Source organism: Limosilactobacillus fermentum (assembly GCF_013394085.1).
Lineage (GTDB): Bacteria > Bacillota > Bacilli > Lactobacillales > Lactobacillaceae > Limosilactobacillus > Limosilactobacillus fermentum.
Genome location: NZ_CP040910.1, coordinates 375,905 through 402,327, shown reverse-complemented (window position 1 = coordinate 402,327; position 26,423 = coordinate 375,905). Strand labels below are relative to the sequence as shown.

The following is a 26,423-nucleotide window of genomic DNA, read 5'->3' as shown; positions in this document are numbered from 1 at the left end:
CCCCTTTTACTTCTTGAGGCGTAGGTTATTGACGTGACGACTAAGGGTTTCAAAGACGTTGTTTAAGTGGCGCCGGTTCTTTTGTTCTTGGCGCTGCCCTCGTTCTTGTTGTTTAACCTGATCAACGAAGATCTCTTGGCAATCGACCTGACCGCTGAACGGCAGCGGGGTGTACCGGTCGCCCTTTAGAACCCGGGTCTTGACGTCGTCTTGCCACATTGTATCAAAAATTTCGATCGCCCGTGCCTTGGTATCTTCTTGGGTGACCGGGAAGAGCTCTTCAACCCGCCGGTTAAGGTTTCTGGTCATCATGTCGGCCGAGGCTAAGTAGATCTCCGAGTGCCCGTTGGCCTCAAAGTAGTAAATCCGCGAGTGTTCCAAAAAGCGCCCGACAATTGAGTGGACCGTGATGTTACCGTGTAAGAACGGTAAATCGTTTCTCAGGCACGTAATCCCCCGGATCAATAGCTCCACCTTCACCCCGGCCGCAGCAGCAGCGTATAGGTGGGCGATAATTTGTTTATCCGACAGGGAATTCATTTTCATCCGGATCTTGGCCGGCAGTCCCTTGTTGGCCACCTCAATTTGTTCATCGATCTTTTCGTTAATGAAGTTGCGAATCCCACCCGGTGAAACCCGCAACTTGTGGAAGTACCGTGGCCGGGCGAAACCGGACAGCATGTTAAAGAGGTTGGTTAAGTCGACCCCGAGTTCGTAATCACAGGTAAACAACCCCATATCGGTGTAGAAGTTGGCGGTCACGTCATTGTAATTCCCGGTTCCCAGGTGCATGTAGCGGCGAATTCCGTCTTCATCGCGGCGAATGACCAAGGCGAGCTTACAGTGGGTCTTGAGCCCCACTAACCCGTAAATTACGTGGCAACCCATCCGCTCTAGCCGACGAGCCCAGTGAACGTTGTTTTGTTCATCGAACCGGGCCTTAACTTCCACCAGCACCGTTACCTGTTTGCCCTGCTGGGCTGCCATCCCCAAGTACTTGATGATTGGAGAATTTCCGGATACCCGGTAGAGGGTCATCTTGATCGCTAGGGTCTTGGGGTCGGTGGCCGCCTGGTGAATAAAGTTAACGACGGCTTGGAAATCATCGTAGGGGTGTTGCATCAGGTGATCCTTTTCCCGAATGGCGTCAAATAAGTTGTGTTCCATATCCAATTCCGGGGCTAGGTACGGGGTAAACTTGCTGTAGCGGTCTTCTTCGTGGTCGGAAACCATGCCGGAGAGCTTCTTTAAAAAGGTTAAGTCAATCGGGCCCGCAATGCGGTAAACCCCTTCTTCGCCGACCTTAAGGTTATCAATCAGGTGGGCCGCCAGCCAATCGTCCATCCCCTGCTCCACTTCTAGGCGAATAACGTGACCGTGCTCGCGTTCCCGCAACTGGTGCTGAACCGCCCGCAACAAGTCGGAGGTGTCTTCTTCGGCCACGTCCAGGTCCATGTCCCGCACGACCCGGTAAGTACCAGTTGCTTGCACGGCGTAGCCCGGGAAGAGGACGCTGATAAAGGTCTTGATCACGTCGTCTAAGAGGACAAAGATGTTGGATGACGGCATCTTAACCAACCGCTTATAGACCTCGGGAACCCGGACGGTGGCGAATTCCTCTTCGTACTTACCGTCTTGTTCCTTTTTTTCGTGGGGCTGGGAAATGGTGGTCACCACTTCCTGATCGCCCTCGAGCACTTCCTTAGCGGTCGTTGCCGGAGCCGTACGAATCAGCTTAACGGCCACGTTTAAGGAGTTATTAGAGATAAAGGGGAAGGGCCGCGATGAGTCGTCGGCCATCGGGGTTAGGACCGGTAATAATTCATCGTTAAAGTAACGCTGCAAGTAGTCGTGTTGGTGTTGATCCAAGTCCTTAACGGCTACCAGGTGGATGTCTTTAGCTTCCAAGGCCGGAAGTAAGACGTCCTTATACACCTGGTAGCGCCGGGCCACCATCTGGTGCTCCTTTTCGTTGACCGCCGTCAGTTGTGCTGCCGGGGTCATCCCGGAGGCGTCCGTTGTCGTTACCCCAGCGGCGGCTAACTTACTCAAAGAAGCCACCCGCACCATGAAGAATTCATCGACGTTACTTTGGGTAATCCCCAAAAAATTGGCCCGTTCCAACAGGGGGTTGGTTGGGCTGGCGGCTTCTTCTAACACCCGCCCATTAAAGTCAATCCAGGATAGTTCCCGGTTCACGTAATTTTCTGGTTGGTAAAAATCCCTGTAGTCCATTTAGTTGTCCCCCTTTGCAATTAACTCCGGTTGCAAACCATAAACGTCGGTGAATAACTTATTTTTACGTTGGAAGGCCCACTTTTCTAGCACCAAGTCATCGCTAGCGTGGGCATAAATCAAGAGGCGGTTGCCTTCCAAAGCGAGTTCTAACTTACTAATCTTTTGCTGGCGGGAGTCGTCTAGCGAATCGGCCACCCGTAAAATAGCCGCCAACTTGGCCACCGGTAGCTGAATTTCGTCATCCATGTTCCGGTAGTGGTGTTCATCAACGTCCGGGCTTTCCGACGAGTGGTAGCGAGAAACCTCCGCAATCACCCGGTTATCTTGATCCGAAAGGCCGATCAGGGGGTTGGCCTCTAAAATGTAAGCGGAGTGCCGGTAGTGCCCCTGGGGGCTGATGAAGTTACCGATGTCATCAACCTTGCTGGCGATCTCAACTAACAAGCGGTAGTGCTCGTCCAAGCGGTGGATCGGGGCGAGAGCGTCAAACAGTTCCAAGGTCACCTTGGTTACAAAAGCGCGGTGGGCCAATTTGACCCCGTAGCGACGGGCAATGTTGTCCGCCGACGTCCGAATCATCTGGCTAATTTGGGATTCCTGCCCTTCACGGACGGCGATTAAGCCTTCAAAGGGGGTCACCCCAGTTACGTAAAGCTGCTTAGCGTGTAGGAGCCGCAACGTTTGGGAGATAATTAAAAAGCTTGGTAACACCCAACCCACGCTTTGTTCATCCACTTGGTAGTGGTTGATAACGTACTGGTCGGTCGAGTCGGTAATCCGTCGGTAGCTGGTGTCAAAGTCATCCAAGGCCACTTCCCCTAGGAATTGCCCACGCTCCAAGTAGGCGTCCGCTAACACCGAGACCCCCTGGACGATCAGCGTGGCGTTTTCAACGTCGCCCAGTTCCCCCACTAGGTATTCGACCTTGCTACTAATGTAGTCGAATATGATGTCACTCGGCGTGGCCGTGGTCTGCCGTAGGTTCTCGGCGAGTTGACTGATTTTGGCCTTCCCTAAGTCGATGTTCCAAGAGGTCTCAAAGACGCCCTTTTTAAAGTAAGCGAGGGTACTAGTCGATAGTCCCACTAACAGAACAAAGGTGTCCGCCCCTTCTTTGATCCCTTGGCGTTTGTGCTGATGCTTAATTGCAACTAAGGTCCGAGCGATAAGCTGGTTGTCACTAAGCCAGTTAACTTCCAGCCCGCAGCGGACGCTTAATTGATCGGCCACGTAACGGGCCGTTACCTCATCTAGGTCCTCTAGGGCCCCGTAAAATTCCACCTCGTCTACTTGGTACTCCTTGAGGACCCGTTGAAACCCAATCAGGTTGTCGACAATCGCATCCATATTTTCGGCATAGTTGGCCACCATGCTAGTCCCCACGTTTAGGTTCCCCGATTCGACGGTTGTCACCGGTCGTTTCTCCTGGCGATCAATGATCCGGAGTCCCACTTGATCGGGCTCCAAAAACATGATCCCACCGTACCGTTGCTTTGCCACGTTCACCACTCCCCATCATAATTAAGTTCTTCCTTTAGGATAGCACGATTATTACTTTTCTGTTGATCAAAAACGGGATCAGCCCCCAAAGTCGTTTCCGACTCCCGTAAGGTCTGATCCCGTTTCATTTAATTCCGTGGTTGCCAGTAAAAGGTCGCCCGGGCGCTCTCTTGTCCTTGGCAGGTGATTTGGTGATGGGTCACCATTAGCCCCTCTTTTTCAACCGGGGTCGACCCGGTGCTCGTAACCGTTTGCCCGTAGCGAACTTCGTGGGCAAACTCGGTCTGCATCTTAACTACCTGGTGGGTGCGCAAAAAGTCGCCGTCCAAGACGTCCATCATCCACTCAAAGTAGTGGGCGTTATTGACGTGTTGGTTACCATCGATGTCAAAGTAACGAACACGGTAGTCCCGTTTCGCCCAGCCGGCTTGGTCTTCTGGCAGGCTGGGTTTTTCCAGGCGTGGTAAGCGCTTGGTTTCGTCCATCTGGAAGGTATCAATCATCTCCTGGGGAATCGTCATAATCTTACGCTTGGCCAGGTTCATGAAGACAAAGGTCCCACTCACCTTAGCGTAGTAGTTGCCCGCTAAATCCTTGACCCAAAAGTCACGAATCACAAAGAAGCGGTTGTACGCCCGGACCCGAGTCCCTAAGATTACCTCTTCACCCTTCACCGGTTGCTTTTCAGCTAGGGTTCCTTCGTAGTTGATGATCACCCAGCCACCACCGTACTGGCCCGCCCGCTTTAGGCCGACCCCGTTTTCCTTGTTATCGGCTTCGGAAGCGAGGATCAGCATTGCAACGATCATGGCCAGGGTGGGGTGACCACTGGTGTCACATTCGTAGTACTTAACGTGGTGGTGCATTTCAAATTCCGTTGCCATCCTGCTCGTTCGATCCTTCCTATAATTGGTGGTACTGCTTATACAAGTCCTGACGGTTCAAGCCGAGCCGTTTGGCGACCTGCTTAATCGCGGCGTTAGGACTTTGACCGCCATCCACGGCGGATTGAATTTGTTCTAAGGGCGTTCCCGAGGGGCGTTGTTCATCTTCTTGGGGGTGGTCATTGCCGGCCACCATCACCACAAACTCGCCCCGGACCCCTTCTTTTGCCCACGCCACGAGTTCCGCTAGGCTGCCCCGCTCAAACTCTTCGTAGCGCTTGGTCAATTCCCGGGCCAAAACGGCTTGGCGCTCCTCTCCAAAAACCTCAGCCATCGTGGTTAAGGTTTTAGCCAACCGGTGGGGCGCCTCGTAAAAAATCATCGTCTCGCCCCGGTTCCTTAAGGCCGTTAATTCTGTCACCTGTTGCTGGTGCTTGCGCTCCAAGAAACCGTAAAAGTAGAAGGGCTGGGGGGAAAGTCCTGAAGCAATCAAAGCGGTGAGCGCGGCGTTGGCCCCGGGGAGGGGGACCACCGGAATCCCTTCTTTAACGCAGGCCGCCACTAGCTCCTTGCCGGGGTCTGAAATCGATGGCATCCCAGCGTCACTGCACTGGGCCAAGTTTTCCCCTTGCTTTAAGCGGGCCACCAGCTCTGGCAGCCGCTGTTCAGTGTTGTGTTCGTGAAAGCTAATCGCCTTGGTGGTAATCTCAAAGTGGTTTAGTAGCTGCCGGGTGTGGCGGGTATCCTCGGCACAAATCAGGTCAACCTCTTTTAGCACCTTAATCGCCCGGAAGGTCATGTCGTCTAAGTTACCAATGGGAGTGGGTACTAAGTACAGCCGCCCCGTTTCGGTTGCTTGAAAACTTGCCTGTCTTTGCATCCCTATTTTCCTTTCTTACGCGGGTTTAACGCCGATTGACAAAAGAGGCACTCATCATCGCGACGCTTTCCGTAGTATTCGTGACAGATGTGAAAGCCCTCCTCGTAGATCTTTTGGAGCTTCTTTTGTGAAGCCGTCAGCCCACCGGCATCCTTTTGGCTCTGTGATTCCAATAGGCGCCTTAGGTGGTCATTTTCAATTGACAAGGCGGCGTTTTCTTCTAATACCTGCGTCATCATCTTTTGCAACCCCTCCATGCTGACCACTAGTTCCCTGGTCTGCTGAATGGCCTGGTTCAAGCGATCATACAGGTTGCCCTTATCAAGGTGTTCACTCACGGTTGCTGCCCCTTTCCTCACTAAAGTCACCCTTCATCACCAAGAGGAGGCGGAGCGTTAATTGCTCCACCACATTTTGAAAGCTTATGTTTTGATCAAGCAAGTGGCGCCCCTCTAAGGTTAGTTCACTGGCCACGAGAACTTGCTGGGCCGAACTTGGCATGATCAGTTGGGCCACTTCTGCTTGCCACTGACGAAAGTGAAGCCGCTCTGGTTCGGTCACCCGGTTCTTTAACAAGAGGGCGTCGCGCCAAACCATCGTCACTAGGTCCAACAAGACTAGTTGCTTTGCCCGGTCGCTACCCTGCTTTAAAAAACCAGTTTGGACGTCCACAAAGCTGAGCGGATCGCCACTAGCTACCTCCTTAAACCAGTCGAAAACTAGTTTCACGCTGGTGGGGAGCCAGTCGTCTTCCATCAAAGAGGCCCCCTGCTTGGCGCTTAGTCCCAGCCCCGCGGCCAGGGGGCCCAGGTATTCTGGTACCCCCGCCTCTTGCAGCTGCTCTTTAACCATTTCACTTGGCAAGGGGCGTAATTCGATTACTTGGCACCGGGATTGAACCGTCTGCAAAACGGCATTTTTGTTAGGAGTTAACAAAAAGATGTAGACCCCCGGTCCGGGTTCTTCGATAAATTTCAATAAGGAGTTAGCAGCCGAGCCGGTTAAGGTTTCGGCCCCCTCGATGATGAACACCTTTTTCTCCCCTTCAACCCCGGTTTTGGAAAATTCAGCCTTTAGATAGCGGACCTGATCAACCTTAATCTGACGCCCCTCGGGACGGGCAACCACCACGTCCGGGTGGTTCCCCGAAAGAACCCGCTGGCACTCTGGGCACGTCCGATCGGGATGCCCCTGGTCGTCTTGATGGGGGCAAAACAAGCGTAATGCGACCTCCGTTGCTAACGCGACCGTTCCCATGTTGACGTTGCCCACTAGGAGGTAGGCGTGAGCCAGCGTCCCCCGCTCAATTAGGCTGGCAAAGCGCGCCGTGATTTCAGGTTGTAGTGCGGTGGCGGTTAGCTCACGCTCCATGTTCTCTTCCCTCCGTCCTAGAAGTGTAAGAACTGCTCAACCGGTAAGACGAAGACGGTCGCGCCCCCGACTTGCACGTTAATTGGCATGGCGCCCGCCCCGTTATCCATGTGGGTAGGCGGCGTCATGTATTGCTCCCGGGACTCGGCGTTTTTCTTGATGATCTCTAAGACATCGTCAACACGATCGTCGGCGACCCCAATCAAAAAGGTCGTGTTCCCTTCCCGCAAAAAGCCCCCGGTACTCGAAAGTTTGGTGGCGCCAATCTTGGCGTCGTTAAAGGCGTCGCGAAGGCGGTTGCTGTCTTTTGGTTGCACAATGGCCATAATCATCTTCATGACGGTTCCTCCTTAGTTGGTAAATAGGTCTGCGTAACGTGCGTGAATTGCGCTTCGTACGTCTTCAATTACCCGCGCTAATTCCTGATCGGCGTTTACCTTCACAATTCGTTCTGGGAAGCGCTCGGCCAGGGTTAAGTAGGCCTGACGGACCCGCCGGTGGAAGTTGGTGGTTTGCTCATCCAAGCGGTTAATTGTCTCCGCCCGTCCCTTTTCAATCCGGGCTAACCCGGTTTCCACGGGGAGGTCCAAAAAAATGGTTAGGTCCGGCAAGAGACCGTCAATGGCGTACTGGTTTAACTCCCAGATTCGGTCGATCCCTAACTCACGTCCCCCACCCTGGTAGGCAATTGAACTATCCAAGTAGCGGTCGCACAAAATTAGCTTCCCCGCTTCAAGTGCCGGTTTAAGGGTTTCAACCACGTGTTGGCGCCGGGAAGCCGCGTATAATAAGGCCTCCGTCCAGTCATCCATCGCCCCGTTTTGCTTATCTAACAAGACCGCCCGTACTTGTTCGGCGATTGGGTTTCCCCCGGGTTCACGGGTATAGACAACTTGATCACCCAACTGGTTAACTAGGCCCGTCCGGATCGCGGTTAAGACACTTGTCTTCCCGGCCCCGTCTGGCCCCTCAAAACTAATAAATCGTCCGCTCATCTCTTGGTGCGCCCCTATCTTATTGCATAATTACACCAGCGTTGGTCTTACCGTGCAAGCCTCGCTTACGTGCCCGTTCGTACAAGTATAAGTACTTACGCTCTTGCAGCTTAGTTCGCTCCTTGAGCTCGTTATTAACATGGCTTTCGTAAACAGCTTGCTCCGTTTCCTTTGCGTGATCCCAGCTGGCCTTGGTTTGGTAAATCAAGTTTAACAAGCGTTGGTTACCTTCCTGTTCAACTTGATGTTGTGGTCGTTTGAAAAACATCTTACATCTCCGTTCGCCCTTGAACCGCCCGGAAGAGGGTCACTTCATCAGTGTAATCAATGTCCGCCCCCGCTGATAAACCATGGGCTAAGCGGGTTACTTTGATCCCAGCTGGCTTAATCAAGTGGGCCAAGTACTGGGCGGTGGTTTCCCCGTCTAAAGAAGCGTTGGTGGCCACGATCACCTCTTGGATTTCCTTATGCGCTTCAAGGCGCTTTAAGAGGCTCTCCAAGTTAATGTCTTGGGGGCCCGTCCCTTCGCTTGGCGATATCGTCCCGTGTAAGACGTGGTAAAGGCCGTGGTATTCCTTCATCCGTTCCATGGCCATAATGTCTCTGGACCGTTCCACCACCAAGACCCGGCTTTGGTCACGGGTCTTATCCTTACAAATGGGACACGGGTCGTCTTCGGTAATGTTCCCGCACACGCTGCAGTAGTGCAAGTCGCGCTTAACGGCCCTTAACGACTTGGCAAAGTTATCCACGTCCGCATCGGACATGCCCAAGGTGTAAAAGGCGAGCCGGGTGGCAGATTTCTCCCCGATTCCCGGCAGCTTCATGTAGCTATCGATTAAACGGGCAATCGGTTCTGGGTACTGCATTTGCTCACCTAAACCTTACATTCCTAACCCGCGGGTGTACTTACCCATCTTAGCTTGGGTGGCCTGTTCAACCTTGTCTAAGCCATCGTTAACCGCCGCTACGATTAAGTCGCTTAACATATCCACGTCATCTGGGTCCACCGCCTCTGGGTTAATCTTCAAATCCTTGAGCTTCTTGTCCCCGGTTAAAGTCGCCGTTACCATTTCGTCCGGCGCTTGGCCAACAAATTCCATGGCCGCTAATTCTTCTTGTTCGGCCATCATTTGCTTTTGCATTTTTTGGGCTTGCTTCATCATCTTTTGCATGTTCATTCCGCGCATCATAATTCATTACCATCCTTTATTATTAATCGTTTTTTACTTCAATTGCGTCCGGGCCAAACAACTTTTCGGCCTGACTGACTACCGGATCAGTTGCCTTGGGGGCCTCCTTTTTAGCGGTTCCCTTTTTTAAGTAACCATTTTCCACTAAGAAGTCTTGGCGCATTTGGGGCCACTTGTCCTTAGGCACGAAGACCACTTGGCGTTCGCTACCGGTCAACTGTTGTAGGGCCGCCCCCATTGCGTTACCTAGGTTGCCCCCGTTGGCCTGTTCAAAGAGGAAGTTATTATCAAAGGATACCACGACCCCCGCCGGACTGGCAGCCACCGGCTCAGAATTATTGATCAACGAGCTCTGAGCGTTATCTAATAAGGAAAGCATGTCTCCCCACAGGCCCTTTAAATTCTCTAACTCAGGCCGGGTTGCGTTGGTCAAGATCAAGTTAACCTGGGCTAAGTTAATCCGCAACGCCTGTTTATTGCTAGTCGACCGGCTCGGCCTTGGCGCCGGTGTTTTCACCTCTGCTGGTGGGGTTTGGCGTAGCTGATTAACCTCTTGTTGTAAGGCAGCTACCGCCTGGCGAAGCTGCGTAAGTTCCGCTTGGTCAGCACCTGGCTGGGTTCTTTCGTCCCCTCTAATCTGGCACAACCGGACGGTTAACACTTCTAGGTAGACGTCCGGGTGCGTCGTAAAGCGCATCTCCTGTTGGATATCGTTTAGGGTATCGATCATTTGATACAGAGCCGTCGAACCTGCGGCGCCGCTCAGTTGATCAAAATCTTCCTTACGCAGGCCCGTCGCCGGCAGGTCAATCAAACTTGGTGATTCCTGGTACAAGAGGACGTCGCGAATAAAGGAGATCAGGTCCTCAATGAAACGCTGACCGTCCTTGCCCGCCCCGGTGATCTTAGTAAGGGTCTCTAAGGCCGGGGCGCTATCACCCTTGGCTACTTGCAGGAAATATTCCTGCACCAGCTGCTTGGTCACACTCCCGGTCACCAATAAGGCGTCATCAATGGTCACCTGCTCATCGCCAAAGGACAGTGCCTGGTCGAGAATACTTAAGGCGTCCCGCATCCCCCCCTCAGCGGCGTTGGCAATCACCCATAGGGCGTCCTCTTGGTAGGCGACCTTTTTTTGATCCAGGATGTATTTCATCCGCTCAAAGGCGTCCTTTGCGCTAATTCGTCTAAAATCAAAGCGCTGAACCCGGGAAATGATCGTCAGCGGGATCTTGTGCGGTTCCGTAGTAGCCAAAATAAAGATCACGTTGGCTGGCGGTTCCTCCAAGGTTTTCAAGAGGGCGTTGAAGGCCCCGGTCGATAACATGTGGACTTCGTCAATGATATAAACCTTATAGTCAGCCTGGGTGGGGGCGTACTTGACCTTATCTCTAATGTCACGGATCTGCTCAACCCCGTTATTGGAAGCGGCGTCGATTTCAATTACGTCATTTAGTTGCCCCGCCGTGATTGCTTGGCAGAGTTCGCACTCGTTGCAGGGTTCCCCATCCGTTTGGTGGTGGCAGTTTACCGCCTTGGCAAAAATTTTCGCCGCCGATGTCTTCCCCGTTCCCCGTGGACCGGCAAAGAGGTAGGCGTGACTAATTTTTTTGGTGATGATGGCGTTTTTTAAGGTGGTCGAAACGATCTGCTGACCAACGAGGTCACTAAACCGCTGGGGTCGCCAAACCCGGTAGAGCGCCTGATAACTCATCTCTGTTCCTCCCTGCTTTTGAAGATATCTTTATCCATTATACTAGCTTTTAATCATCTACCAAAAGAGATATCTCAAAATTCAAAGAGGCTGGGAGAAAACAATGTTTCTCCCAGCCTCCTGGTTAATTTCATTCAAACTTAGGGCACAAGAAATCGCAAACTTAGTGCTGCTCCCTTCCAGGCCTGACACGGTTCGTAAGGACGCCCTTGCCCTAAGGCCTAACGGCAAAAACAATCATACACTATTTTTCGGTCACTGACCAGCCTTTTGAGCCGCATTTTCTTCCTGGCGCCGTTTTTTCTTCGCCGTCTTTTGCCGCTTACGGATCGCCCGAAAGAACTCCTTGAGCATTTGACTGGCTTCTTCTTGCATTAGGCCCTGGTGAACTTCAACTTGGTGGTTCAAGCGGGTATCTTCTAATAGGTGGTAAAGGGAGGATACCGCCCCCGCCTTTTCATCCGGGGCCGCAAAAAAGACTCGTTTAATCCGTGAATTGATGATCGCCCCGGAACACATGATGCACGGTTCAAGGGTGACGTAAAGATCACATTCTTCTAGTCGCCACGAACCCAACGCTTGGCAGGCCTCCATGATTGCTAATACTTCGGCGTGGTAGGTGGCATCTTGGAATTTTTCCCGCATGTTGTGTCCTCGTCCGATAATTTTCCCCTTATAAACGACGACCGCCCCAATTGGAACTTCGCCCAGCAAGGCCGCTTGGTTAGCCTCCTTGAAGGCCTCCTTCATATAACCACGCTCCGTTATTTTTTCTTCCATTCTTTGCCCCCCTTTTGGCTAGTTTTTTATCGCTCTTCAGTGTACAATATGCTCTTAGTTACTTTCAAATCTGTCGATATGACTGTTCAATCATCGGCTAAAAATTTTTCAACTTTTTTTGATTCGGTCCTAACCACGTCCCATCAACCACCATATCTTGTGTTATCGTTTTCGACCAGCACGAGATATGGTGGTCTTTTTATGATTGATCGGCTATACTAGAAAACATCAAATATTGGTAAGGGAGGAAATGCTCATGGTAACCGTCTTTTCCAAGAATAATTGCATTCAATGCAAAATGACCAAGCGTTTCTTAGAGGAACACAATGTAGCGTTCATTGAACACAACATCGATGAACAACCTGAATTCATCGAAAACTTAAAGGCAGAAGGCTTTTTGGCAACCCCCGTCGTTAAACTTCCCGACGGTAACGCCTTCACCGGTTTTCGACCGGATCGCCTTTCAGCCTTGGCCTAAGGGCGCTGCAAAAATTTTACGGGCGGCGACACCTGTTCTAGGTGCCCGCCCTTTTTATTGTTATTAACTCAGGTATAAAAGAAAGTAGGAACGTGATCAATGGCTCTTTCAGAAATTGATATGACCAAGGTGAAGTACTTCGACCTAAACAACGAGATCAACATCCCCAAGGATGGTCAAATCCAGTTGAACCTCGATCAAGAAGCCCTAGACGACTTTATTAAGGAAAACGTGGAACCAAACACCAAGAAGTTCTCCTCCGTAATGGAACGGCTAAACTGGTTAATCGAAAACGACTACCTCGAAGAAGACTTTATTCGCCAATATACGCCCGCCTTTTTAGATCGACTCTACCAATACTTAAAGGAACAAGACTTCCACTTCCACTCCTTTATGGCCGCCTACAAATTTTACGCCCAATACGCCATGCGGACCAACGACAAGGAATACTACCTGGAAAACTACATCGACCGGGTGGCTATGAACGCCTTGTACCTAGCCAACGGGGACGAACAACTGGCCATGGACCTGGCTGATGAGTTAATCCACCAACGCTACCAACCGGCCACGCCAACCTTCTTAAACGTTGGTCGCAAGCGGCGCGGGGAATTCGTTTCCTGCTTTGAAATCCAAGCTACCGATGACATGAACACGATCGGGCAGACGATCAACTCCGCTTTGCAACTATCCAAGATCGGTGGCGGGGTCGGCATCAACTTAAATAACCTCCGCGAAGCCGGCGCCCCAATCAAGAAGATCAAGGGGGCCGCTTCCGGGGTTGTCCCGGTCATGAAGCTCTTAGAAGACGCCTTTTCATACTCCAACCAACTGGGGCAGCGCCAAGGAGCGGGGGTTGTTTACCTCTCCGTCTTCCACCCCGACATCATTGACTTTTTGGGGGCCAAAAAGGAAAACGCCGACGAAAAGGTTCGCTTAAAGACCCTTTCCCTGGGGGTAACGGTGCCGGACAAGTTCTACCAGTTAGTGGAAGAAGACGCCCCAATGTACCTCTTCTCCCCGTACGACGTGGAACGAATCTACGGTAAGCCCTTCTCTTACGTTGACATCACCAAGGAATACGACAACCTGGTTGCTAACCCTGAAATCACCAAGAAGAAGGTCAACGCCCGTGAGTTGGAAGACGAAATCTCCAAGTTACAACAAGAATCTGGCTACCCATACATTGTTAACGTCGATACGGTTAACAAGGCCAACCCAATTGAAGGAACAATCGTAATGTCTAACCTCTGTTCCGAAATTGCCCAAGTTCAGATTCCGTCCCGGGTCAACGATGACCAAACCTACGAAACCCTCGGCACCGACGTTTCTTGTAACCTCGGTTCCACAAACATCGCTAACCTGATGGAAACACCAGACCTCGGACGCTCCGTTCGGGCGATGATGCGTGGTCTGACCCACATTTCCGATGCTGAAAGCTTAACCGTAGTCCCATCCATCAAGCACGGCAACGACCTTTTCCACTCGGTTGGGTTAGGAGCGATGGGGCTACACGGCTTCTTAGCTAAGCACCACATCATGTACGGTTCTCCGGTTGCCCTTGAGTTCACCAGCGTTTACTTCATGCTTTTAAACTACTGGACCTTAGTGGCTTCTAACGAAATCGCCCAGGAAAAGGGTGAAAACTTTGCCAACTTCGAACGGTCTGCCTACGCTGACGGTTCCTACTTTGACAAGTACCTGACTAAGGACTGGGGGCCAAAGTCCGCCGCCGTTAAGGAACTCTTTGCCGGCTTCTTTATCCCAACCCCAGACGACTGGCAAGAACTCAAGCAACGGGTTCAAGAATCCGGTCTCTACAATGCCTACCGCCTCGCCGTGGCACCGAACGGCTCGACCTCTTACATTGGGGACTCCACGTCTAGCCTACACCCCATCATCAACCGGATCGAAGAACGGCAAGAAAAGATGATTGGTAAGGTCTACTACCCGGCCCCATACCTATCCAACGACACGATGCCGTACTACCGCTCCGCTTACGATACGGACATGCGTAGCGTCATTGATACCTACGCCGCCGCCCAGGAACACGTCGACCAGTCCCTGTCGATGACCCTGTTCATGCGCTCGACCATTCCAGCCGGCATGTACGAATGGAAGGACGGGCGGACGGAAAAGATGACCACCCGCGACCTAAACATCCTTCGTCACTACGCCCACCAAAAGGGCATTAAGTCGATTTACTACATCCGGACCTTCACGGATGATAACGAAGAAGTCGGCGCCAACCAATGTGAATCTTGCGTAATTTAAGCTGATCAGTCATAATTAAATCGTTCACATTAACAAATTAATTGATAGGGAGATTAATCGAATGGCAATTAAGAATTATAAAGCAATCAATTGGAACCAAGTGTCCGATATGATTGACAAGGCGACCTGGGAGAAGTTGACGGAACAATTCTGGCTAGACACCCGGATCCCGGTTTCAAACGACCTGGATGACTGGCGCGAATTAGACGACGACCACAAGTGGACGGTTGGCCACGTCTTCGGTGGCTTGACCCTGCTGGATACCTTGCAATCAGAAGCTGGGCTGACCGCTTTGAAACAAGACGTTAAGACCCCTCACGAAACGGCGGTCTTAAACAACATCCAATTCATGGAATCCGTTCACGCCAAGTCTTACTCAACGATTTTCTCCACCTTAAACACGCCAGACGAAATCGATGAAATCTTCTCATGGTCCGATAGTGAAGAATACCTGCAAAACAAGGCCGTTAAAATTGGTAACCTCTACTTGGACGCCCAAGAAGACCCGCTGAAGAAAAAGGTGGCTAACGTCTTTTTGGAAACCTTCTTATTCTACTCCGGCTTCTACACCCCGCTGTACTACTTGGGGCACAACAAGCTTAACAACGTTGCTGAAATCATCAAGTTGATTTTGCGGGACGAATCCGTCCACGGCACTTACATTGGCTACAAGTTCCAAGTTGGCATGAACCAACTGACCGAAAAGCAACAACAAGACATGAAGCGTTGGATGTACGACTTCTTGTACGAACTTTACGACAACGAAGAGAAGTACACTCACGTCTTATACGACCAAATCGGCTGGACCGATGACGTCTTGGTCTTCATCCGCTACAACGCTAACAAGGCCTTAATGAACCTTGGTCAAGACCCACTCTTCCCTGACACGGCTTCCGATGTCAACCCAGTGGTCATGAACGGGATCTCCACGACCACGTCCAACCACGACTTCTTCAGCCAAGTTGGGAATGGTTACCGCTTGGGGGCCGTTGAAGCAATGAGCGACAGCGACTACCACGTGGCCGACCCGAACGCCGGCAAGGACATTAACGCTAAGGACTAATTTCAAGTAAAAACACCCGCCATGGTCACGGCCATGACGGGTGTTTTATTATGGTTAAATGAATTGGATCCCACCTAGTCTCGTTCCCCCTGCATCGTCGGCGCCGTACTAGCTTGCCGGTTCAACAGGAAGTGGCCGGCCAGGCCCAACCCGAAGCCGGCAATCCCAAAGGTCAGCCAGCCAAAGCCGAGGTTGAAAAACGGCAAGAAGTGACTGGCTAGGTTGATCAACCATTGAGCTGATGCGGTTGCCCGTAAGATGGCTGGTAAGTTGTTCACCATGTCGAAGAAGGCCGGGATCAGGGTTAACCCAGTGGTCAGCCGGTAAACCAAGCGGTCATTATTAAAGAGTGGCGAGGCAATTCCCAAGATAATCAGCGTGATTGCTAACGGGTAGAGGAACATCAACACCGGCGTCGACCAGGTGATGATCCGGTTCAAACCGAGGTTGGCCACCACAAAGGACAGGCCACAGTTAAAGAGTAAAAAACGCTGGTAGGAAACCTTAGGGAAGCGCTTGTGGAAGTCCTGGGCAAAGGCCACCACCAGCCCCATCGCCGTCGTCAAACAGCCAACCGTGGCTAGGGTGGCTAACAGGGCGTCGCCAAAGGTCCCCAGGTAAAAGTGAGCGATCTGCGCCAGGGTGATCCCCCCGTTTTCGGCCATTGTAAAGTGATGTAAGCTAGTCGCTCCTAAGTAAATCAGGCCGATGTAAATCAGGGCAATCCCGATGATCCCAACGGCCCCACCCTTGGCCGTGGCAATCGCAACTTGACGATCGTTTTTAAGCTTAAAGGACCGGATCGCGGTGATCACCGTCACCCCAAAGGCCAGTGCGGCCAAGGCGTCCATCGTGTTGTAGCCCTGCAAGAAGCCGTTCGTCCAGGCCGCGTGTTGGTAAGCCGCCGTGATCGTGGTGGTGGACGCCTTCCCCAGTGGGCTGATGTCGGCGAGTAAGAAAATGGCCAGCAGCATTAGCAAGAAGAGCGGGTTTAAGACCTTACCAATGATGGTCGTAATGCTGGTTTCCTTTGAGGAGAAGTAGTAAACCAGGCCAAAAAAGATTGCCGAATAGATCAACAGACCCACCCAGTTTAGGTTCGCTGGGATATGGGAGGCAAAGCCGATCGTGTACGGAACGGTGGCCGTCCGCGGGGTGGCAAAGAGCGGCCCCAGGGTGGCGTGCACCAGGATTAAAAAGAGCAAGGCGTACCAGTGTCCGTTGGGCCGGGCGAGGTCGTAAATCCCCTTAGCACGGGTAATGGAAATCGCCAGGAGCGCCATCAGCGGTAGCAACACCCCGGAGAACAAAAAGCCCCCAGTAGCCGCCAACCAGTAGGCCCCCGCCATTTGGCCCAGGTGAACCGGAAAGATCAAGTTTCCCGCCCCAAACAGCATCCCGAAAATTAACGAGCCGATTAATAGGTATTTGCGAATTGATAATGTTTGTTTCATGAGTTGGTCCTCCTTATAAATGCTTACGTCAGAGAACTTAGCTAAGTTCAGATCCCAACGAAAGAAAAAAGGCGCCCCCTCAGGTCATTAACCTGAAGGGACGCCTAAGCGTGTTACCACCCTTGATTTACGGCACCATCGCTGGCCCCGCCTCAACGCGTACTCCGCGGAATACGCCGGCGCGATTACGGGCGCACCCGTTCGACACTCAAACTTCGCATCGACCACTCCCAGGCTACTTTCGCTCCCTTCAAACCAGACCCCCTTCCACTCAACGGGGCTCGCTTACTGGTTTATAACGGGAGTTACTCTCCTGTTCACCGTGTTTCTTTCGTTGTTAACTTATTTCTAGAATAACGGAGGGGCGCCGCTATGTCAATCAGCAAATTAGAGTCCTTTAACCTAAAGGGGCCGGAAAAAGCTCTGTTTTCCCGGCCCCTTGCTGTATTCCCGAATGTTAGACAGAAATTGTGGTAACGGCCTAGTGTCTAAGCAGGCCCAAGAGATTATTCCCCACTTTTCGTACTTACTTGGTTTCGACGCCCTTCCCGTCGTATTCGTCGATCATGATTTGCTTCAGGTCGGCAATCAGTGGTTCTTGCGGGTTAGCCGTCGTACATTGATCTTCGTAGGCTAAGACGGCTAGGTGGTCAACCACCTTGTCGAAGTGAGCCTTGTCGACGCCCCAGGCCTTCAAGCTCAGGGTTACGCCCAGCGAGTGGGCCAAGTCCTTGATCTTGTCGCAGAGCTTGTTGATCAACTCTTCGTTGGAGTCGCCGGTCAAACCGATCGTGCGGGCGATCGTTGCGTAGTCATCGGCGGCCCGGAAGGCTTCGTACTTCGGCCACGTGCTAAACTTCTTTGGCAGGGTGGCGTTAAACTTGATGACGTGTGGCATCGTGATGGCGATGGCGATCCCGTGGGTCAGGCCAAACTCACCACCCAGCTTGTGGGCGATTGAGTGGTTGATCCCTAAGAAGGCGTTCCCAAAGGCCATCCCGGCTAAGGTCGAAGCGTTGTGCATGGCAGCCCGGGCTTCTTCATCCCCATTGTACGAAGCGGTTAAGTTGTCAAAGACTAACTTGATGGCTTGCAAGGACAGCGGCCGGGTGTAATCGGAGGCCATGCTGGAAACGTAGGATTCAATCGAGTGGCACAAGACGTCCAAACCGGAAGCGGCGATGTTGCCCTTTGGTACCGTGTCCACAAACTGGGGGTCAACGATGGCCACGTCCGGCGTCAAAGCGTAATCGGCCAGTGGGTACTTCACGTGGGTCTTGGCGTCCGTAATCACGGCGAACGGCGTTACTTCGGACCCGGTCCCGGAAGTGGTTGGGATCGCCACCATTTGGGCCTTCTTCGGCTTGTCGAAGCGGTAGGCCCGCTTACGGATGTTCAAGAACTTTTGCTTTGCCCCGAAGAAGGAAGCATTTTCGTCCTCGTAGAACATCCACATCCCCTTGGCGGCGTCCAGCGGCGAACCCCCACCCAAAGCGATAATCGTGTCCGGCTTGAAGCTCTTCATCAGGGCGACCCCTTTTTCAACCGTCGTCGTGGATGGATCGGCTTCGACATCGGAGAAGACCAGGTATTGGACATCGTTTTCCCGCAGCCTCAATTGGTCGGTCACCACATCAACGTAGCCGTGGGCTTGAATTGATGGGCCAGTAACGATGAAGACCCGCTTGATCCCTGGCATATCCTTGAGGTAACGAACAGAATCGCGTTCGAAGTAGATCCGTGGTAATTTAATCCATTGCATGTTATTCCGCCTCTTGGCAATTGTCTTTACGTTTAGCAAATCGTAATCGGTCACGTTGTGGGAAATCGAGTTCTCCCCCCATGAACCAGTCCCTAGGGTCAAAGATGGGGTCATCCGGTTGTAGATGTTCCCAATCCCACCGAGTCCGGACGGGGAGTTAACGATGATCCGTGAGGCCTTCATCGCCACCCCAAATTCACGAGCTAGGTCCATGTTTTGGGTTTGAATGGCAGCCGTGTGGCCCAGTCCCCCGTAGTTAAGTAGGGCTTCACACTTATCAAAGGCATCTTGTTGATCCATGGCCTTGTAAACCGACAAAACTGGGCTCAGCTTTTCACCGGAGAGTAGTTCTTGCTTACCAATGGCATTAACTTCGACGGCCAGGACCTGGGTGTCTTCTGGCACCTTAATGTCGGCCATTTCGGCAATTTGCATAGCGGACTTACCGGCGATCGGGCCGTTAACCCCACCGGTTTGTTCGTTAAACATTACCTTGCGCAACTTAGCGTGTTCATTTTGGGGAACGAAGTAGACGCGGTTCGCCTTCAAGTCGGCCTTCACTTCATCGTAAATTTCGTGGTCAATAACGGCAGAGTTTTCCGTGGCACAGATCATCCCGTTATCAAAAGTCTTGGATAAAACAATGTCGTTGACGGCCCGGGCAATCTTAGCGGTTTTTTCGATATAAACCGGACCGTTACCAGGTCCCACCCCCAGGGCTGGCTTCCCGGTGGAGTAAGCAGCCCTCACCATGCCGGGGCCCCCAGTAGCTAAGGTACAGGCAATTCCAGGGTTGTTGATCAATGCGGTTGAAGATTCCCGACTTGGTTCGTCAATCCATTGGATCGCTCCTTCCGGTGCCCCGGCGGCGATGGCGGCATCCCGCACGATTCGAGCGGCGTGACGGGAGCATTCCAAGGCTTGTGGGTGGAAGGAGAAGATGATTGGGTTGCGGGTCTTCATGGCAATGATGGCCTTAAACAGCGTCGTTGAGGTTGGGTTGGTAACCGGCGTGATTCCGGCTAAGACCCCGAGCGGTTCGGCAACCGTAATTAACTCATCGGCCTTGTTGTCTTCAATTACCCCAACGGTGTGGTCCTTGCGAATGTTGTGCCAAATTTCTTCAGTCGCAAACATATTCTTGATCGCCTTATCTTCCACGATCCCACGACCGGTTTCCTTGACGGCTTCGATCGCCAGTTCCATGTGCTTATCTTGGCCAGCCTCGACCATTTGGTGGGTAATGTAGTCCACCTTCTTTTGGTCGAATTCGCTCATGATATCGAGCGCTTGGTGGGCCTTTTGGACCAGGTCGTCCACCATCTTTTCGGTCTTCGTCATCTTTTGTGGTTCACTTTGCTTCGCCATTTTAAAGCTTCCTCCTCAGGTTTTGTGAAGAAATTAACTTGTTTACGGTTATAAGATTAATCCATTTTTGTGATTTAGTCAACAAGGTTTTTTCCCTTATATAAAAAGGTCTAATGGCTTTTTACTGGATTGATTGTGAATTAAATTTCAAGACATAAAATCGTTAACCCGTCTTGTAAGTAAGAAAGCGTTTTCAAGATTATGTGAATAATTGAATTTGTTTACTGACCAAAAAATATTGGTCTAATTTTACCCACCAAATACCTTTGGGCCGCCCCTAGCTCCCGGAAGAAAATAAAAAAGGTCGGGAGAAAACAGGCTTCTCCCGGCCTCTTACTTTATTCATGAATGTTATAATCGCAAGCCAAGTGCCTAAGAAGGCCGAAAAATGGTACGTAACGCCTTAGTCTTCGTCCGACCTTACCTATAATCTTGTCAGGAGGGTACTTCCCAACCGCTCAGCCATCATTTCATTCGTTTACTCCTCACCCCGGTCGGCCGCCAGTAGGTGACGGTACCGTGCGGAACTGACTTCCAATTCTGCCGGGGTCCCCTGCATGGCGAGGTGACCATCTTCAATGAAGACCACCTGATCCATTTTAGCGACCCCCTGGAGGTGGTGAGTAATCCAGATTAGGGTCTTGCCCTGTAACTGGGTCATAAAGGTGTCTAAGACCTCCTGTTCCGTAACCGGGTCCAGCCCGACCGTTGGCTCGTCCAATAGGATGATTGGAGCGTCTTTTAGCAGGATCCGGGCCAGAGATAGGCGGTGGCGTTCCCCACCGGAGAAGCGGAGGCCGGCTTCGTCAACCTGGGTCTCCAGCCCCTGGGGAAGCTTCTTGATCATCTCGGCTAACCCCACCCGTTCGAGCACGTCCCACACCTGCTCGTCACTGGCGTTCTCATTCCCGATCCGGACGTTATTGGCGACCGTCGTATTGAAGAGGTGAGGTGACTGGTTAATCACCCCTACGTAATCGGCCACCTGGTCGCCCAACGTGGCCGTAGCTACCCCGTTTAAGGTGATTTGCCCCTTGGTTGGTGTTCGGTCCCCCCGCAACAGGGCGGCGAGGGTGGACTTCCCAGACCCCGACCGACCAAGAATGGCCAGCTTTTGGCCGGGCGTGATTGTTAAATCAATACCACTTAAGACCTCGCGCGTTGTTTGCGGGTAGGTGTAGTGGACGTCTTCAACCTTGACCGTGAACGGGCCATTCAGGGCCACGGCGGTTTCTGGGGTAGCTTGTGGCTTAGGCAGGTTATTTAACCGTTCCAAGGAATCGGCGTAAATGTTGGTTTCCTGGGCCGCATCCGGTAAACCGGCAAAGGCGTCGACCAGTGGAAAGGCCGCTAAGACGAAGGCGGCGATCCAGTTAGCCGGGCCCCCATATTGCCCGCCAAAGTAAGTCCCGGCCCACAAGAGCAAGCTGACCACGATTAGGATGAATAGCATTTGCAAAACGAAGTTACGGAAGAATTCAAACCGGTGCATCCGGTGTTGCACCTTCATCAACTGCTCTTCGTGTTGGTTATGCAAGTTAACGTATTCCTGCCCCCGTTCGGCCAGGACCCAGTCGGTGATTCCCATTACGTTATCGGTTAGGTCGGTGTAGAGATCATTTTTAGTCTTCTTTTCCACCGCCTGCCGGGCCCCGTTAATGATGACGGACCAGAGTGGAATCGCAAAGATCATTAGGCCAAAGGTGATTAGCACCCATAGCCCCATCAAAGGTGACAAAAAGCCAATCCCCACCACGATGATGACGTACAGGCTCCAGGAAACGATCATCGGAAAAACCGTCCGTAAGTAGAGGTTTTGGATGTGGGAAACGTCTTCGGACAAGAGCCCCAAGATGTCGCCCAGCTGGTACTTACTGTTAAAGAAGACGGCGTCACCTTCTAAGGAATCATACAGCTTCTTGCGAAAGGCCGAGGTCATCCTTAACACCCAGTTGTGGCTGACCAGCCGTTCCACGTAACGTAGGGCCGGCCGGCCAATCCCAAAGGCCCGGGTCAAGACAATTGGTACGTAGATCAAGAGGATGTTATCCGGGTGGGTGGCGGCCTTTGAAATCAGGTAACCGGAGTCAAACATCAACCCGGCCCCACAGACAAAGGTTAATACCCCGAGCGTCAGGGCTAGCCACAGGGTCTTTTTGTAGTAATGCAAAAAGGGGCGCACCCATTGGTCATTTTTCAAATCCCGTAAGAGACGAACTTTATTGAACATCTTGCTCCCCCTCTCCCTTCGTTTGTTGAATCAGCTTGGTGAAGTAACCATTCTTGGCCAACAGTTCTTGGTAAGTCCCCTGCTCGACCAGTTGACCGTGGTCCATCACCAAGATGTAGTCCATCTTCTTCATCCAGTGCAACCGGTGGGTGGCAAAGAAGACCAGGCGGTTTTCCATCAACGGTAACATCCGTTCCTTTAAGTCTAGCTCGGTTTCGATGTCCAAGTGGGCGGTTGGTTCGTCAAAAATCATCACCCGCCGCTTGTGGTCCAAAAAAGCCCGGGCCAACGCAATCCGCTGGGCTTGGCCACCGGAAAGGGCTCGTTTCCCGCCCCCAATCATGGTGTCTAAGCCCGCTGGTAGGTCAGCCAACAGGTCATCGAGACCAACGACGTGGATGGCATCCTTCACTTCTTCATCGGAAACCCCCGGGGTATAAAAGGCGACGTTATCCCGTAAGCTAGCGGCGAAAACGTAGGGGCTTTGGGGGATGTAGGTGATTTGGTGTTGCCAATCGGCGATGTTCATCGTCGCACTAGTTTGGCCCTGAAACTTAATCTCCCCTTGCTCAGGCGTTAAAAATCCCGCCAAGAGGTTAATTAAGGTGGTCTTACCGGAACCGGACATCCCGATGATTCCGACCTTTTGGTAGCCACGCAACCGAACGGACAACGGGGCGATCTTGCCCCCCTCGTGGTAACGGAAGGCCAGGTCGTTAATTTCTAGCTGGTCATCAGCTTGCCAGGCGTGCAGCTTAAATTCTGGTGCGGGGGCTTGCTTTTGACCAACGATTTCCATCACGTCTCGAAAGGAGTTCTTCCCGTCCAAGGTAGCGTGGTAATCATTGGCGAAGTTGCGGATCGGTAAAAAGTAGTCCGGGGCCAAAATCAAGGTGGCCAGGGCCGGGAAAAGCGGAATTTCGGCGTCAATCAAGCCAAACCCCAGGTACACGGCCACGATGGCAATCGATAGGGTGGTGAAGAAATCAAGGGCGAAGGTCGATAGCATGGCGACCTTTAAAACGTCCATGGTCGACTTACGAAAGGACTCGCTCGACTTAAAGATCGAGTTGGAGTAACGCTTGGACAAGCCAAAGTACTTTAGGGTATCAATTCCCCGCAAGGAGTCGATAAAGTTGTTGGAGAGGCGCTGAAAATTTTCGTACTGCCGGTCGGCCCGGGTCTGGGCGGCGTAACCTAAGATGATCATAAAGAGGATGATGAGTGGGTAGATCACCAACATGATGGCGGCTGATTGCCAGTTTAAAAAGGCTACTGCAATCAGAATCATGACAGGAGTGATCATCATCGTCACGATCTTAGACAGGGTCAGTTGCAGGTAATCTTCAACGTTAGAAATCCCATCGAGGGTGACGGTAACCATACTCCCGGTCCCCTTCTTGGCCACCGCTTCGGGACCGAGTGCGAAGACTTTTTGTAGCAGTTGTTTGCGCATATCCTTGGCCACGGACCCGGCAAAATCGTCCAGGCGCCGGGCGTTGAACCAGTTAATTAACTGGCGGCCAATGAAACACAGTGCAAAGTAAGCAATCGGACCCGCCACCGTCTTTAGGGCGTGACCCTGCCACAACCCGGTTATTGACTGACTCAAGAAGAGTGCTTGACCGATAATCAAAAGAGCTTGTAGGACATCGAGTCCCACAAGCCCCATGATCATTGATCGGGCACCCGGTAATTTAAACAGGGCACGATCAATCATTAGTTACTCCCCCCAATGGCTGGCATTTCAATCCGCTTACGGAAGATCCAGTAAGCCCAAGCCGTGTAAAGTAACACGATTGGAACTAAGATTACCGCAGCCGTCGTCATGATCACCAGCGTGTACGGCGACGAGGAACCACTCTTAATTAACAGGTCGTACGAAGAGGAGATGGAAGAAACCATCAGCCGTGGGTACAGGCCTTGGAACAACAGCACCACCAAAGCGACCATCGTCAACCCGCTGGAAATGAAGGCCATTCCCTGCCGGTTGGTGATCACCCCAACGTGGGCGATCACGGAGAAGGCCACGATTAAGACCAGGCAAATCAGAGTGCCGGCCGGGTGAAGCTTCATAAAGTCGGTTTGGAAGATCAACAGCAGGGCGAAGACCACTTCACCCGCGTAAAGGACCCAATAAAGCAACTTAGCAAAACTCTTGGACCGTTCGTGGATTGGTCCCACCGTCTTCAAGGTTAGGTAGTTTAACCCGTGTAGGTAGGTCAAGAGTGTCAAGGCTACCCCTCCAACGAGCGAGAACCAGTTGAAGTAGTCAAAGAACGTGGCGTGCATGTTCCCCTGAGCGTCAATTGGCATCCCCTTAATCATCGAGATGAACAGGGTCCCGAATAAGAAGGGCACAATGAAACTCCCCAAGGCCAAGGTGGTGTCCCAAACATGCTTGTACTTAGCTGGGCTCTTAGCCCGGAATTCAAAGGAAATCCCCCGAATAATCAGGCCAACCAAAATGAACAAGAGCACCAGGTAGTAACCGGAGAACAGGGAAGCGTACCAGTACGGGAAGGAGGCAAACATGGCCCCCCCGGCGGTAATTAACCACACTTCGTTCCCGTCCCAGACGGGTCCAATTGTTTGAATCACTTGTGTACGTTCTTCATCGTTGGTTGCCAAGGTCTTAACGGCCATTCCGACCCCGTAGTCGAAACCATCAAGGAAAAAGAAGCCGGAGAATAAGACCGCAATTAAGATGAACCATACGAGTTGTAATGCTGACATCTTAGAAGGCCCCCTTTGCAAACGGATCGGCGGTAAGCTTTTCTAATTGTCCTTCTTCAACTTCGTTCGGGTCGTGACGAAGCTCCCGGCAAACCAAGGCGATCATCACGGCGGCTAAACCAGTGAAGAGTAAGAAGTAGACAATGTTAGAAATGAGCAGGGACGTAACGGAAACGTTTGGCGAAACGGATTGGGCAATCGTGAAGAGCCCGTACACCGTCCACGGGTAACGACCAAATTCAGTGATCATCCACCCGGTCGTGTTAGCCAGGAACGGGCTGAAGGTTAAGAGGCCAAACAGCCACATTACCCAACGCTTCTCGTACATTGCGGTCCTGCCCCTTCTGGTGGCAATTAGTCCACAAAGCGATACCAAGAAGAGTAAGCTACCAAACCCGACCATCACCCGGAAACTCCAGAACAGGGTGTTAACCGGAACGTAGTAGCTAACCTTTTGGCCGCCAATCTTGGTGCCGTACTTCTTTTCAAGCTGAGCGTTGATTTCCTTCATCCCGGTAACGGAACCAGTCGTCTTACCGTAAGTCAGTAGCGACAACATGTCCGGAATGTCAATGCTTGCTTCCGTCTTGTGGGTCTTCGGGTCAACCAGGGCCACCACGGACCATGGCGCCTTTTTACCCGTCGTCGTGTAAACCGCTTCGGTAGCGGCGAACTTCATTGGTTGTTCCTTAACAAGGTACTTCATTTGAAGGTCCCCAACTAAGATCGTCCCCAACGAGAAGATGAGCATCATCCACATCCCCATCCGCATCGTCTTGTGGTAGATCTTCTTGTTGACGTCGGAAACCGTCCGCTTCTTTTTAAGCAGTTGGAAGGCTGCCAACCCGGTAATGACCGTCGCACCGGTTAAAAGGGCTGCTAATACAACGTGACCGTATTCGAATAATAATTGCTTGTTAGCGAGCAGCGCCCCAAAGTTAACCATTTCGGCCCGGCCGTTTTTGATCGTGTAACCAACTGGGTGTTGCATAAAGGAGTTGGCAGTTAAGATCCACAGGGCCGAAACGGTCGTCCCAATGAAGACCATCCAGATGAAGAAGAGGTGCAAGCCCTTCTTTACCCGGTCCCAAGTAAACATCCACAGTCCAATGAAGGTGGATTCCACGAAGAAGGCCATCAAGGCTTCAAAGGCTAACGGCGCCCCGAAGATGTCCCCCATAAACCGTGAGTAATCCGACCAGTTCATCCCGAACTGGAATTCTTGAATCAAACCAGTAACCACCCCAACGGCAAAGCTCAAGAGGAAAATGTTCCCCCAAAACTTGGTCATCTTCCGGTAGGCTGGATCCTTGGTCTGAACATAGCGCGTTTCCATCACGGCAACAACGAAGACCGTTCCGATTGAAAACGGAACGAAGAAATAGTGGAAAATCGTCGTCATCGCGAACTGGAAACGTGCAAGACTAACAATTGTCATTTTCAGTTCCTCCCCAAATGATAGGCGGTGATAAGTTCTTATCACCTGTTAATAATAATTGCTTCTTC

Annotated in this window: 22 protein-coding genes and 1 other RNA gene; 3 read left to right on the top strand and 20 right to left on the bottom strand. The window is 51.9% G+C overall.

Annotated elements, in window-relative coordinates:
• Positions 1-6: 6 nt before the first annotated feature.
• The 14 genes from FG166_RS01915 to tadA form a co-directional block, all read right to left on the bottom strand.
• Positions 7-2,235 (bottom strand): RNA degradosome polyphosphate kinase, encoded by a 2,229-nt coding sequence (locus FG166_RS01915; protein WP_004563319.1) that lies wholly within the window; start codon positions 2,233-2,235, stop codon positions 7-9.
• Positions 2,236-3,711, bottom strand: coding sequence for a hypothetical protein (locus tag FG166_RS01910; protein ID WP_014562160.1), 1,476 nt, complete (start codon positions 3,709-3,711; stop codon positions 2,236-2,238). It lies immediately after the preceding gene.
• Positions 3,712-3,866: 155 nt separating this feature from the next.
• Entirely contained in the window at positions 3,867-4,622 is a 756-nt protein-coding gene (locus FG166_RS01905) for an acyl-[acyl-carrier-protein] thioesterase (RefSeq protein ID WP_004562769.1), read from the bottom strand.
• A 19-nt stretch (positions 4,623-4,641) separates the two neighbouring features.
• A complete protein-coding gene (gene rsmI / locus FG166_RS01900; protein WP_004562768.1) occupies positions 4,642-5,502 on the bottom strand; it encodes a 16S rRNA (cytidine(1402)-2'-O)-methyltransferase in 861 nt (286 codons plus the stop codon).
• Between the two features lie 2 nt (positions 5,503-5,504).
• The gene (locus FG166_RS01895; protein WP_004562767.1) at positions 5,505-5,840 is read right to left on the bottom strand and encodes a DNA replication initiation control protein YabA; all 336 of its coding nucleotides are present in this window, start codon (positions 5,838-5,840) and stop codon (positions 5,505-5,507) included.
• Positions 5,833-6,873: a DNA polymerase III subunit delta' gene (gene holB, locus FG166_RS01890; protein ID WP_004562766.1), complete on the bottom strand. Its 1,041-nt coding sequence runs from the start codon at positions 6,871-6,873 to the stop codon at positions 5,833-5,835. Before holB ends, FG166_RS01895 begins: the two co-directional genes overlap by 8 nt.
• A gap of 17 nt (positions 6,874-6,890) precedes the next feature.
• Positions 6,891-7,211 (bottom strand): cyclic-di-AMP receptor, encoded by a 321-nt coding sequence (locus tag FG166_RS01885; RefSeq protein WP_004562765.1) that lies wholly within the window; start codon positions 7,209-7,211, stop codon positions 6,891-6,893.
• Between the two features lie 12 nt (positions 7,212-7,223).
• Positions 7,224-7,868, bottom strand: coding sequence for a dTMP kinase (gene tmk, locus FG166_RS01880; RefSeq protein ID WP_004562764.1), 645 nt, complete (start codon positions 7,866-7,868; stop codon positions 7,224-7,226).
• A 19-nt stretch (positions 7,869-7,887) separates the two neighbouring features.
• Positions 7,888-8,136, bottom strand: coding sequence for a YaaL family protein (locus FG166_RS01875; RefSeq protein ID WP_004562763.1), 249 nt, complete (start codon positions 8,134-8,136; stop codon positions 7,888-7,890).
• 1 nt (position 8,137) lies between these two features.
• Positions 8,138-8,737, bottom strand: coding sequence for a recombination mediator RecR (recR, locus tag FG166_RS01870; RefSeq protein ID WP_004562762.1), 600 nt, complete (start codon positions 8,735-8,737; stop codon positions 8,138-8,140).
• A 15-nt stretch (positions 8,738-8,752) separates the two neighbouring features.
• Complete coding sequence (locus FG166_RS01865; protein ID WP_004562761.1) at positions 8,753-9,061, bottom strand: YbaB/EbfC family nucleoid-associated protein; 309 nt, start codon at positions 9,059-9,061, stop codon at positions 8,753-8,755.
• A gap of 22 nt (positions 9,062-9,083) precedes the next feature.
• Positions 9,084-10,775 carry a DNA polymerase III subunit gamma/tau gene (dnaX, locus tag FG166_RS01860; protein WP_004562760.1) on the bottom strand — a complete coding sequence of 564 codons (1,692 nt, stop codon included), beginning with the start codon at positions 10,773-10,775 and terminating at the stop codon, positions 9,084-9,086.
• 129 nt (positions 10,776-10,904) lie between these two features.
• An RNA gene (ffs, locus tag FG166_RS01855) (signal recognition particle sRNA small type) lies at positions 10,905-11,002 on the bottom strand.
• A gap of 28 nt (positions 11,003-11,030) precedes the next feature.
• Entirely contained in the window at positions 11,031-11,555 is a 525-nt protein-coding gene (gene tadA, locus FG166_RS01850; RefSeq protein ID WP_004562759.1) for a tRNA adenosine(34) deaminase TadA, read from the bottom strand.
• Positions 11,556-11,811: 256 nt separating this feature from the next.
• Here tadA and nrdH point away from each other — a divergent pair, with 256 nt between their 5' ends.
• The 3 genes from nrdH (at position 11,812) to nrdF (ending at position 15,367) form a co-directional block, all read left to right on the top strand.
• Entirely contained in the window at positions 11,812-12,033 is a 222-nt protein-coding gene (gene nrdH, locus FG166_RS01845; RefSeq protein WP_004563324.1) for a glutaredoxin-like protein NrdH, read from the top strand.
• 99 nt (positions 12,034-12,132) lie between these two features.
• Complete coding sequence (gene nrdE / locus FG166_RS01840; RefSeq protein ID WP_004562757.1) at positions 12,133-14,304, top strand: class 1b ribonucleoside-diphosphate reductase subunit alpha; 2,172 nt, start codon at positions 12,133-12,135, stop codon at positions 14,302-14,304.
• A gap of 61 nt (positions 14,305-14,365) precedes the next feature.
• Positions 14,366-15,367, top strand: a complete 1,002-nt coding sequence (gene nrdF / locus FG166_RS01835; RefSeq protein WP_004562756.1) for a class 1b ribonucleoside-diphosphate reductase subunit beta — start codon at positions 14,366-14,368, stop codon at positions 15,365-15,367.
• 74 nt (positions 15,368-15,441) lie between these two features.
• Here nrdF and brnQ read toward each other — a convergent pair whose 3' ends face one another.
• The 6 genes from brnQ to FG166_RS01805 form a co-directional block, all read right to left on the bottom strand.
• The gene (brnQ, locus tag FG166_RS01830; RefSeq protein ID WP_004562755.1) at positions 15,442-16,821 is read right to left on the bottom strand and encodes a branched-chain amino acid transport system II carrier protein; all 1,380 of its coding nucleotides are present in this window, start codon (positions 16,819-16,821) and stop codon (positions 15,442-15,444) included.
• A gap of 526 nt (positions 16,822-17,347) precedes the next feature.
• A complete protein-coding gene (gene adhE, locus FG166_RS01825) occupies positions 17,348-19,951 on the bottom strand; it encodes a bifunctional acetaldehyde-CoA/alcohol dehydrogenase (RefSeq protein WP_004562754.1) in 2,604 nt (867 codons plus the stop codon).
• A gap of 478 nt (positions 19,952-20,429) precedes the next feature.
• Positions 20,430-22,181: a thiol reductant ABC exporter subunit CydC gene (cydC, locus tag FG166_RS01820; protein WP_004562753.1), complete on the bottom strand. Its 1,752-nt coding sequence runs from the start codon at positions 22,179-22,181 to the stop codon at positions 20,430-20,432.
• Positions 22,171-23,901, bottom strand: coding sequence for a thiol reductant ABC exporter subunit CydD (cydD, locus tag FG166_RS01815; RefSeq protein WP_004562752.1), 1,731 nt, complete (start codon positions 23,899-23,901; stop codon positions 22,171-22,173). The genes cydC and cydD overlap by 11 nt, the downstream gene beginning before the upstream one ends.
• Positions 23,901-24,917 (bottom strand): cytochrome d ubiquinol oxidase subunit II, encoded by a 1,017-nt coding sequence (cydB, locus tag FG166_RS01810; protein ID WP_004562751.1) that lies wholly within the window; start codon positions 24,915-24,917, stop codon positions 23,901-23,903. The genes cydD and cydB overlap by 1 nt, the downstream gene beginning before the upstream one ends.
• A gap of 1 nt (position 24,918) precedes the next feature.
• On the bottom strand, positions 24,919-26,355 hold the full coding sequence (locus FG166_RS01805; RefSeq protein WP_004562750.1) for a cytochrome ubiquinol oxidase subunit I: 1,437 nt from the start codon (positions 26,353-26,355) through the stop codon (positions 24,919-24,921).
• Positions 26,356-26,423 lie beyond the last annotated feature (68 nt).

Excerpts from the sequence above, each read along its gene's own strand:
- brnQ (WP_004562755.1), bottom strand. The coding sequence starts at position 16,821 with ATGAAACAAACATTATCAATTCGCAAATACCTATTAATCGGCTCGTTA.
- FG166_RS01875 (WP_004562763.1), bottom strand. The coding sequence starts at position 8,136 with ATGTTTTTCAAACGACCACAACATCAAGTTGAACAGGAAGGTAACCAA.
- FG166_RS01915 (WP_004563319.1), bottom strand. The coding sequence starts at position 2,235 with ATGGACTACAGGGATTTTTACCAACCAGAAAATTACGTGAACCGGGAA.
- FG166_RS01805 (WP_004562750.1), bottom strand. The coding sequence starts at position 26,355 with ATGACAATTGTTAGTCTTGCACGTTTCCAGTTCGCGATGACGACGATT.
- nrdE (WP_004562757.1), top strand. The coding sequence starts at position 12,133 with ATGGCTCTTTCAGAAATTGATATGACCAAGGTGAAGTACTTCGACCTA.
- recR (WP_004562762.1), bottom strand. The coding sequence starts at position 8,737 with ATGCAGTACCCAGAACCGATTGCCCGTTTAATCGATAGCTACATGAAG.
- cydC (WP_004562753.1), bottom strand. The coding sequence starts at position 22,181 with ATGTTCAATAAAGTTCGTCTCTTACGGGATTTGAAAAATGACCAATGG.
- adhE (WP_004562754.1), bottom strand. The coding sequence starts at position 19,951 with ATGGCGAAGCAAAGTGAACCACAAAAGATGACGAAGACCGAAAAGATG.
- FG166_RS01865 (WP_004562761.1), bottom strand. The coding sequence starts at position 9,061 with ATGATGCGCGGAATGAACATGCAAAAGATGATGAAGCAAGCCCAAAAA.
- rsmI (WP_004562768.1), bottom strand. The coding sequence starts at position 5,502 with ATGCAAAGACAGGCAAGTTTTCAAGCAACCGAAACGGGGCGGCTGTAC.
- dnaX (WP_004562760.1), bottom strand. The coding sequence starts at position 10,775 with ATGAGTTATCAGGCGCTCTACCGGGTTTGGCGACCCCAGCGGTTTAGT.
- tmk (WP_004562764.1), bottom strand. The coding sequence starts at position 7,868 with ATGAGCGGACGATTTATTAGTTTTGAGGGGCCAGACGGGGCCGGGAAG.
- tadA (WP_004562759.1), bottom strand. The coding sequence starts at position 11,555 with ATGGAAGAAAAAATAACGGAGCGTGGTTATATGAAGGAGGCCTTCAAG.
- FG166_RS01885 (WP_004562765.1), bottom strand. The coding sequence starts at position 7,211 with ATGAAGATGATTATGGCCATTGTGCAACCAAAAGACAGCAACCGCCTT.
- FG166_RS01910 (WP_014562160.1), bottom strand. The coding sequence starts at position 3,711 with ATGTTTTTGGAGCCCGATCAAGTGGGACTCCGGATCATTGATCGCCAG.
- cydD (WP_004562752.1), bottom strand. The coding sequence starts at position 23,901 with ATGATTGATCGTGCCCTGTTTAAATTACCGGGTGCCCGATCAATGATC.
- holB (WP_004562766.1), bottom strand. The coding sequence starts at position 6,873 with ATGGAGCGTGAGCTAACCGCCACCGCACTACAACCTGAAATCACGGCG.
- nrdH (WP_004563324.1), top strand. The coding sequence starts at position 11,812 with ATGGTAACCGTCTTTTCCAAGAATAATTGCATTCAATGCAAAATGACC.
- FG166_RS01905 (WP_004562769.1), bottom strand. The coding sequence starts at position 4,622 with ATGGCAACGGAATTTGAAATGCACCACCACGTTAAGTACTACGAATGT.
- nrdF (WP_004562756.1), top strand. The coding sequence starts at position 14,366 with ATGGCAATTAAGAATTATAAAGCAATCAATTGGAACCAAGTGTCCGAT.
- cydB (WP_004562751.1), bottom strand. The coding sequence starts at position 24,917 with ATGTCAGCATTACAACTCGTATGGTTCATCTTAATTGCGGTCTTATTC.